This window comes from Allobosea sp. TAB14, assembly GCF_052113865.1.
GTDB classification, from domain to species: domain Bacteria; phylum Pseudomonadota; class Alphaproteobacteria; order Rhizobiales; family Beijerinckiaceae; genus Allobosea; species Allobosea spartocytisi.
The window spans coordinates 1-9,073 of sequence record NZ_JBFRDQ010000169.1 but is presented as its reverse complement, the minus strand read 5'-3'; the positions used below and the strand labels follow the sequence as shown (position 1 = coordinate 9,073).

The window sequence follows — 9,073 nt, the reverse complement described above, 5'->3', positions numbered from 1 at the left end:
GCATTCGTCGGGCACAATAGCGTTCCGATGGCCGAGCTTCCGGCGTTGATTGCCAGCACCCACGCGGCGCTCACTGGGCTTGGCGAGGATCCCGGGCCGGCTCCCGAAGAAAAGGCGACCCCGGCCGTATCAATCAAGAAATCCATTACGCCCGATTTCCTGATTTGCCTGGAAGACGGCAAGAAGTTCAAATCGCTCAAGCGTCACCTTCGTACGGCGTTCGACATGACGCCCGATCAGTACCGCCTGAAGTGGAATCTGCCTCCGGACTATCCGATGGTCGCGCCGAACTACGCYGAGGCCCGCTCTAATCTGGCCAAGTCCMTGGGCCTYGGCCWGCAGCGTCGGAAGACGRCGCCKGCKCYKGCSGCTCSGARGCGGGRTCGGGCCAAGGCYTCAGCCTGAGTCATTTCGGCCGGCGCGAAGGTCAAGCCTCGCGTTGTCCGCCCTCGGCCKGCAATAAGCGAGTTRTAGATGGGCCATTGGGAGCAGATCGGCCGAGACAATGCCGAGGAGAGGGCGCGCAGGGCGGCCCTGCCTCGCTGGCGCCSGGCCTTGGGCAATCAGGGAAGGGCGGCCCTTGTGGCAGCGGCATGGATCGTGATGGCCGCTTCGCTGCTCMGGCTCTTCKRGATTGTCTAGAAGCCATCGTCTTAGGCCGCCGCTCTTTCGCCGAAGCGGTGATCGTTCCCCGCGCCATAYGGYATCGGCTGTCAGATGTGGTCCCTTACCATATTCGGCCTTGTAKCCGAGATCAGCGCTTCCSCTGCATKCGKACCYTGTGGCYGATTTTGATSRGSMCCGGCCKGGCTCGCCAGATCCAWGAAAGGCCGCTCGACGACGCGGTACAGGAGCGCCGCGGCGGCAAGCGTTGYAATCAGTACGAAAACAGGGAAGAGGCCGAACCAAACCCAATTCGTCTGCGGGAGCAGGACCTGGCAGGTCATGGAACCAATCATCACGATCGGGAAATGCGTGAGATAGATGCCGTATGACCAGTCCCCGGCCCGGCTGCYGCCCCTGGCRAGTTTGCCCTGCAACGMAGCCGTTCCAAGCGCAGCGGCCACGAGAAGCGCCGCGGGGCCGCCCCACAAGACCCAGCGCCATGGCCCGGGCTCGCCAGCGGTCACGGCGAAACAGAAAAGRGCCGCCAGGGAGAGGCMGAKTTGCGCYATGCCGGGTAGGGCAAGCTTGYCAGAGCGATGGAGCTCGTAGAGGCAAACACCTGCTGCGAACTCCAGGACAATCGGATTGGTCCAAAATTGCAGCGCCAGTGTCGCCGGCTCAAATAGCTTTCCCAGCACAACCAGCAGCACAAGAATTAGTACAATAAAGACCAACGATATCCGTTGGGGAAAACAAAGTGCGACCGCGAATAAGGCATAGAAGGCCATCTCATAGTTGAGCGTCCAGCCGATGGCGAGGATAGGAGAGGTAATCCCGTCGACATTAACGGCCGGTAGAAAAAGGAAAGATGCCGCAACTGACGACCACGAAGCGTCGCTCCAGGCACGGCTCCCGATCAAAATAAAGGCGCAGATCATGACGCTGGTCATCAACCAGTATAACGGCACGACCCGCGCAAGACGACGCAGSAGGAAGCTCTTCCACGCSCCCGGCTTTCCGAACAGCGAAMGGCTGGAAAAAGCAATAATGAAACCGGAAATGACGAAGAAGATGTCTACGCCGGCAGCGAAGGGAAAGATCGCCAACGGCGAGTCGTGCGGACTAACGCCCAGGAAGCGCGTCGAAATGGCGTTCGCGGTATGCTCAACGAGCACCAGGAGGGCGGCAAATCCTCTCAAACCCTGCAAGTTGTCGAACCGTGGTTCGGACGCCATGCCGCCGCTTTGCCCCATTTGCCCCTCGCACGAGGCGCAGACAAGCATTCACTCACCTGCTTAGCAAGGTTTTGCCACATTCCACGGACCGGCTGCTGGGGTGAGCGCGACCMATTCGCSAAGCCCGTGAATCTGCGGCGCTTCGMTGCCGAGGCTCTTCGGAGTCATTAGAAGCCAGCGTCTTCGCCGACCTCACCAATCTCTTGGGCGCGGTAAGGTGCCAATAATGCCTCCACTATGGTGTTGTGGTCGGCATAGAGCTTTGGGATAGCGTACCACCTCGTCCATTGCGCCGCCTCAGCGTCATCGCCGGCAAAGAGCTCCGGSCGCTYSATCTCCTCCGACAGGGTGATCAGAACGGCACCYGAGATGATGCGGCTCCGCGGATCTCKSTCGATCGCRTCGAACGCCAAAGGCCGATAGACACCGAGGATGAGMCCSGGCGTGGCCCGCAAGTCGACCCCTGCCTCTTCCTTGAACTCCCGGATCGCGCAATCGCTGAAGGTCTCGCCCTGGTCGAGGAAACCACCAGGCAAAGCCCATTGCCCGCTGCTCTTTCGCCGGACCAGCGCAATTTCGTTCCCGCGCACGACCACTGCATCGGCCGTTAGGTGCGGACCCTTACCATATTTGGCCTCGTAGTCGGGAYCAGGCATCTCACTCCCCATCCGCATGTCGCTCGGCATCAAGTCTTCGGCGATTTTAGCCCGGGGCGAGGGCGCCTTCGGYASCTACTGGCGCGAGGTATCAGGCGTGGTCTCCGGGGTTCCCGCAGTAGGCTCGTGCGCGAGTTGTTTGGCCAAYTCCTGCGCCCCGGTCGGTGTCAGTGCGATGGTAATCGACTCGTTTCTGCYAGGCGCGGTCATCAGTTCGAAGCGAACAGCKATGGCGTCAGGTCCTCGGAAGACCTGGAATCCGGCGACGCGAACTGCGGGGATCTCATTGCTCTTAGCCATGGTTTCCTCCCGATCCGAAGGGGATGACAATCCATTGCRCGCGTCACTGAAGTCAAATGCGGGCTCTCACTCCCCTGCGCCCGGATGGCTGCGGCACTGATGCGCGACTTCGACATCCGGCCTTGGACCTCGGCCGCCGCTGCGATGCTGGTGGCCAGCATTCGTGAGCCGATCTGGCCGTCTCCGCCCCGCCACTGGAAGCGCAAGAAGCGCCCCAAGCCCCGTCGCCCGCGCCATTTATTTCGAGGGGTTATCCATGCCCCCTGGGTCCCGTTACAAATTCCCGCCTGACACCGTAAYAAATTCTATCGCATTTTGTTCTGGCGAAGCTTGGCTCTTCCYTCTCTCCTGATCGCATCCACTTCCCGCACCGTCGCTAAATTGACCGGGTTATAGGTCTTCTGAAGACGAGCTGACGCAGCAAAGGAGTTGGCCATCTTGRTCGATACCGCCTGGGCATCTGCGCCACCGGCCGTCGCCTCCACGGTGCCCGACCGTCGCATGTCCGAAAGCTTGCGCTCCTCAGTTTTCCCGAACTCTGCAACGCGAATCGTCCGGAAGTCATTTGCGAGCTTGTTCTTCGTATAGGGCGAAGGCGGTTGAGGTTTGCAGCCTCTCGGAGTTGTCGGCGCACTCTTGGTCCTGAAAATCGGAGCGTGTGGYATCAGTTCGAAAGCGAGRCTKSCGATGTAGGCGTCGAGGGCCCAGGTCGCCCGCTTCCCAAGGGACGCCGCCGCGGCCCGCCCKGTCTTRRTTCGAGCCAGCGAAAAGATCGCCCCATGGACATCGTCAGCGCGCTGGCCARTYGTCAGCGAACGCAGATCGGCAGGGGAGAGCTGGCTATCCCATGCCGTGGCCATGCAGGCGGCAAGACCCTTATAGCCCATGCGCCAAGCGCGCTTGCAGAGCCTTACGACCTCACCCTCGGTCCAAATGTCTTGGCGYGCATCGGGAGCTTTGTTGGAGAATGCCAGAGAGGGATCGGCGTCGAGTGTGCAGTATCSCATGGCCGCCATCTTCTTCCAAAGCGCGCGCCAGACCTTGATGACGCGATGGCGCTCCGAAATCGAAACTTCTSTCTCGATCTCGGCGACGAGGCCGATCGGCTTCGCGGTCTTGCTGTCGATTGCGAGGAAGTCCTCGGRTTCGATGGATTTTGGGTCGGAGACCCCGAAATGGGGTTCGATCCAGCGCCAAGCCCTCGGCCAATCGTCACGGGTCGCCTGGTCCCTGTCCTGCTCTTTGCCAGCTTTGGCTCGKTCAGCGGTGCGGAGTCTGAYCACGCGAAGATATGCTTCGCCAACCGAGCCCGGCSGATACTTCGATTTAACCGGTTCGGCCAAGCCGAGCCGAATGCGGTCCCACTCGGCATTGAGCTCGATCGCGCGCTGCTGATCTTCCGGAGAGGCGATATTGCGGTTCCCGACCACCACGCCGGGGCCGAGCGTCAGAAACTTGAAGCCGTGCGGGACCATAAGGTGCGACGGCTTATAGCGCCATCTGTTCCTCATGAAGATSAGGTGACGGATCGAATCTTTGCCCATCAGGTGCTCGAGGTTCATCGGCGCCTCKCCCTCGTCCGRGCCAGTCGCTCTGATATTGCCCCTTGAGCATCGCGCGGCGGATTCATAAGGGGGCAAGCTCGAGCGGTTATCCATCCATTGATCGACGGCCTTCAGATCGTAGTTTCTCGTGTCCGGATCTGGTCGTGGGAAGCCGCGCTGAACCAGTCGTGGGAGGAGGCGCTCGAACTCTGCCAAGGTCAGGTGTAGGCGGCGCGCAGCCTTTGCCGGCGGCACGTCGCGCGGGTCGACAGGGAAGCGGATCTGAGACTGCTGCGGAGCTTTTGACATGGCTATAATCCGYGYGCCTTGCCAGCGTYGATGACCCGGCCGTCGAGCACCGCACACACGGGGCTCGWCGGACTGGCGGGGAAATGAGGCGGGTGCGCYGACATTCGCGGCGATCTCAGGTTTCTCTCRGGATTAATCGTGCTCATAGCCGCCCCGCCGCTTCGGGATTGATCGCGGCARAGCTCCCTGAGGCTCGGTTGCCAAATTCGCTCCTCTGTTTGACACCGGAGGAGACTTCATCGGCTGCGGCTGCTGGACCGCTGACGGGATGATGCTCCTCGGGGCCGCGCTCAACCCCGCCAGGCGAGCCTCAATGGTCGCTGCCGGGCCGGTCCCAAGTTTCGCCTGCTGAAGTCAGCGAAGGCCTGGGCCAACTGGCGTCGCACACTGACCTTGTTCCGTCCTCAGATATGAGRACATAATAAGAACAAAMAAGCCGGGGAGTCAACCGATGAACGTCGACGCCCTCTTTYTCCAGCCCTTCAAGACACACCGAAAGAAGCTGGTTGCGAGCCAGCGCGTGCYGGCGAAAACGAAGCACCATGCGCTGGATGAAGGCGAACGGCTGGGCCGCACKGCCGARGGCCTCGCCGTTGTGCATGTGGTTACCGACGACGAAATCGGCGAAGTCGCATCGAGCGATGTTCTCGCCCGTCACGGCGCGATCCCCGGGGAGTTCGAGGAGCAGATCAGAGCGCWATGAAACGCAACCCGYGACGCGCCTAATTACAGCTCGATCTTCGACATTGACCGAGCCGWAGAGAATCGTTTTTATCGCAAAGGGTTCTGGCTGGCCGACCGGCGATGGGCAATCGGATCGTGGCCTGATTCCGTGACCGAATATGTCGCGATGGGGCACCAGGGAATGGACCGGATCAACTCTGCGGGCGCGACAAGCCCGCTCGCCTTCTTGTTCCGGCGGCGCTCAGACCAGCCCCATATCGTCCGAAACGCATCGGTCACGAGGGCAATTGCGATACGTGGCGTGTCATATGCCGCCCTTCTCGCGGCCTCAACTATTCCGGCTCTGGCAGATGGCGGAATTGGCRGTATCGGTTTCGGCTGGTGGTTCACCAGCGGTGGTTCAGGCTTCACCGGTGCTCCAGGCAATAATGCTTTGGGCAATGCTGGTGCCGGTGGCGGTGGCTCCGGYGGCGGCAAGGGCGGTGACGGWGCCTCGGGAGCGTTAGGAGGCTCCGGCGGCACGGCCATCAGCCCTRACGGGCAAGATGGCGTYTCCGCCTCTTCTTTTGGCRCGGGCGGGGGTGGTGGCGGGGGTGGCTATAACGGCAATGGCYCCGGTACWGTTTCACTCTCTAATGTGGGCCTTTTGATTGGCGGCAACGGTGGAGCTGGCGGCRACGCAAACTCTAGCTTCGGCGSYGGYGGTGGCGGTGGCGGCGGGGCCGGCGGCTAYGGTGCCRTCGTGCTGGGCGGCGGCATCARTTCRAACATCGGGACGATTATCGGCGGCAATGGCGGTCGTGGCGGAATGTCGGGAATCTATCTCGGRCCGCCCTATCCAGATTCCGGCGGGTTTGGCGGTGACGGCGGTGTTGGTGTGCAACTGACTGCACCGGGTGCTGYYTTCCTCAACAGCGGCACCATAGCAGGCGGCAATGGCGGYCKTGGCGGGGCAGCRGGAATCGCTGGAGCTACACCGGGGACGAGTGGCTCGGGCGGCGTCGGAATAGCCGGCGCGAGTGTGACCATCATCAATAGCGGCACAATTTCCGGCGGGTTCGCCGGCGGCCATATCGGCGATGAAGCCTATCGCGCCAACGCGATCACGCTCACCGGGGGGAACAACCGGCTCGAGCTTCACGCCGGTTCGCAGATCGTCGGCAACGTGGTCGCCAGCGGCCTCGGCACCAACGACGTCCTGCGCCTCGGCGGCTCCGGCAACTGGACACTGGACGGCGGTATTGGGACTACCGGCCAGTATCGCAATTTCGACATTCTGGAGAAAACCGACACCAGCACATGGACACTGAGCGGTAGCGGCGACTTCGCTGGTTCTACCAGCGTTCTCGCCGGCAAGCTCGTGGTGAACGGCTCGCTCGCGAGCTCGGCTGTGACGGTTGCGTCGGGTGCGCTGCTCGCCGGCTCAGGCACGGTGGGGGCGRCGACGATTGCTGCCGGTGGCACCATTGCGCCGGGCAATTCAATCGGCACTTTGACGGTCAACGGCTCGTTCGTGCAGGGCGCAGGCTCGACCTATCAAGTTGAGGTCGACCCAGCGACCATGAACTCAGACCTGATCAAGGTGAACGGCTCGGCGATGCTGGTGAGCGGCGCTGTTCTATCGGTCGTGAATTATACTGGTGCAGCGTACGCACTCGGTCAGCGCTACACGATCCTGACCTCGACTGCTGGCCTCGTTGGAACCTACGGTTTCGACCAGACGCTGACRCCTTTCCTCAGCCTGCGTGACAGCTATGACGCCAATCATGCCTATCTCGCGGTGGTGCARACCCGCAGCATCGRAGACATCGSCACCACCCGCAATGAGGYTKCSGTCGGCAAAAGCGTGGATAACCTGCCTGCGGGCAACTCGGTCCAARRCGGCGTGCTCAACCAGCCGAGCCTCGAYGCGGCCCGGCGGGCGCTGAATGACCTTTCCGGCGAGATCCACGCCTCTGCCAAGACGGCCCTGATCGAAGACAGCTGGTTGCTGCGTGCGGCAGTCAACGACCGGCTGCGCTCTGCCTTCGGCAGCGTCGGCTCGGTCACGCTGAACTACGGCTACAGCGCGGATCTGGCCCCGAGCGTGAAAGGGCCAATGCCTCTGCCGCAGAYGGACCGCTTCGCAGTCTGGGGCCAGGGCTATGGCTCATGGGGCCRGACCGATAGCGACGGCAATGCCGCGARGCTGAAGCGCTCGACCGGCGGCTTCCTSGTCGGCGCCGATGCGGCGGTYTTCGACAATCTGCGCTTCGGCGTCGTTGCCGGCTACAGCCGCAGCGACTTCGACGTRAACAGCCGCCTGTCTTCCGGCGAGAGCGACAACTACCATCTCGGCCTCTATGGCGGCGGCCAGTGGGGGGCACTCAACCTGCGGGCGGGCGCSAGCTACACCTGGCACGATATCGAGACGCRGCGCGCCGTGACCTCGGCCTTCCTYGGCAGCATTCCGCGTGCGAGCTACGATGCCGCGACCGCYCAGGTCTTCGGCGAGGTCGGCTATCGCATCGAGCTTGGTCGCGCCGCGTTTGAACCGTTCGCCGGGCTGGCCTATGTCAACCTGCATAGCGACGGATTCAGCGAGAGCGGCGCCACTACCGGCCTCACCGGYCGGGGCGACGATACCGGCRTYGGCTATTCCACGCTCGGCTTGCGGGCAGCGACCAGCCTCGACCTCCAGGGCATGGCCGTGACGCTGCGCGGTGGCCTGGCCTGGCGCCAYGCCTTCGGTGACGTCGATCCGAARGCGACGCTCGCCTTCGCCGGATCCAGCRCGTTCACCGTTGCGGGYCTGCCGATCGCGCGCGATGCAGCCATGGTCGAAGCTGGCCTCGATCTCGCCATCGCCCGTAATACGACCCTCGGTGTGAGCTATACCGGCCAGCTCGCCGAGGATACCCAGGATCATTCCTTCAAAGGCGTGCTCGCCGTCAGGTTCTAAGGACTACTGGAAAGCGGACCTGTTGAACGCGGTGCTTGCCAGATCGCTCACGGGTACATTGCGAGACCGTTCTGCTCCGATGCCTAACGGCGAAGCTTGAACASCGCTGCCTCGTCGGTGTCTTCGCGCAGGCCCWTGTAAKRGGCGTGTCGCRGCTTGCTGTCATCGSTCCAGCCCCGGAACTGGACGTCAGCGACAAGCGCGGGTGTAAGCCAGCGATAGGAGCGCTTGCGGCCCGTCATGTCGACGGCGGGGCTCGGAATGGTGAGCCTGTCCATCTCTTTGCAGCGCTGCGCCWATCCTCGGTCGCGCCGTAGCAACCGACCTGATCGCTGTGAACGCCGCTCGTGGGGATCGAGGTCATCGCTCGGCGARATCAGGGCTCGAAGAAAGTGACCSCGCCGACAAAGGCCRAACTCTCAAAGCTGCTCGCCAAGGCCGACGAAGATTTCAAGATTGTKGTCCTTTTCGCTGCCGCGAGCGGGCTTCGGGCGGGTGCGCTATGGGCACTGCGCTGGCGGCACATCGACTTTGCTGGTCGAGAAATCACGGTCGAAACTCGGGTCGATCAGTTCMAGGAAGAGGACACAACGAAGACCGAGGCGGGCATCCGCAAGTTCCCGATCGGGGGGGCAAGACTCTCAAGGCATGGCGCCTGSGGKCGAAGTTCTCGAAAGCCGACGATCTCGTATTCCCCAACCGTCGAGGCGGATTCATGAACCACGATAACCGCATGCACCGAACCTTCCGGCCGCTCCGCCTCAAGGCAGAGGTCGCCGGCCTCAAATGGCATGCGCC

General features: G+C 62.5%; 7 protein-coding genes. 3 read left to right on the top strand and 4 right to left on the bottom strand.

The window, feature by feature from the left end; all coding sequences use genetic code 11:
- Positions 1–405: Ros/MucR family transcriptional regulator (locus AB4Y99_RS21335; RefSeq protein ID WP_441524740.1), on the top strand; the 405-nt coding region annotated here is incomplete at its 5' end.
- A 308-nt stretch (positions 406–713) separates the two neighbouring features.
- Here AB4Y99_RS21335 and AB4Y99_RS21330 read toward each other — a convergent pair.
- The 3 genes from AB4Y99_RS21330 to AB4Y99_RS21320 all read right to left on the bottom strand — a co-directional run bounded on the left by AB4Y99_RS21330 (position 714) and on the right by AB4Y99_RS21320 (position 4,359).
- Positions 714–1,889 carry an acyltransferase family protein gene (locus tag AB4Y99_RS21330; protein ID WP_441524739.1) on the bottom strand — a complete coding sequence of 392 codons (1,176 nt, stop codon included), beginning with the start codon at positions 1,887–1,889 and terminating at the stop codon, positions 714–716.
- 119 nt (positions 1,890–2,008) lie between these two features.
- A complete protein-coding gene (locus AB4Y99_RS21325; RefSeq protein WP_441524738.1) occupies positions 2,009–2,497 on the bottom strand; it encodes an NUDIX domain-containing protein in 489 nt (162 codons plus the stop codon).
- A 605-nt stretch (positions 2,498–3,102) separates the two neighbouring features.
- Positions 3,103–4,359 carry a hypothetical protein gene (locus AB4Y99_RS21320; RefSeq protein WP_441524737.1) on the bottom strand — a complete coding sequence of 419 codons (1,257 nt, stop codon included), beginning with the start codon at positions 4,357–4,359 and terminating at the stop codon, positions 3,103–3,105.
- A gap of 742 nt (positions 4,360–5,101) precedes the next feature.
- Between AB4Y99_RS21320 and AB4Y99_RS21315 the strand changes: the two genes are divergently transcribed.
- Positions 5,102–5,353 carry a hypothetical protein gene (locus AB4Y99_RS21315; protein ID WP_441524736.1) on the top strand — a complete coding sequence of 84 codons (252 nt, stop codon included), beginning with the start codon at positions 5,102–5,104 and terminating at the stop codon, positions 5,351–5,353.
- A gap of 789 nt (positions 5,354–6,142) precedes the next feature.
- A complete protein-coding gene (locus tag AB4Y99_RS21310) occupies positions 6,143–8,275 on the top strand; it encodes an autotransporter family protein (protein WP_441524735.1) in 2,133 nt (710 codons plus the stop codon).
- 83 nt (positions 8,276–8,358) lie between these two features.
- Here the strand turns inward: AB4Y99_RS21310 and AB4Y99_RS21305 are convergent, their stop codons facing one another.
- Entirely contained in the window at positions 8,359–8,517 is a 159-nt protein-coding gene (locus AB4Y99_RS21305) for an ATP dependent DNA ligase (protein WP_441524741.1), read from the bottom strand.
- Positions 8,518–9,073 lie beyond the last annotated feature (556 nt).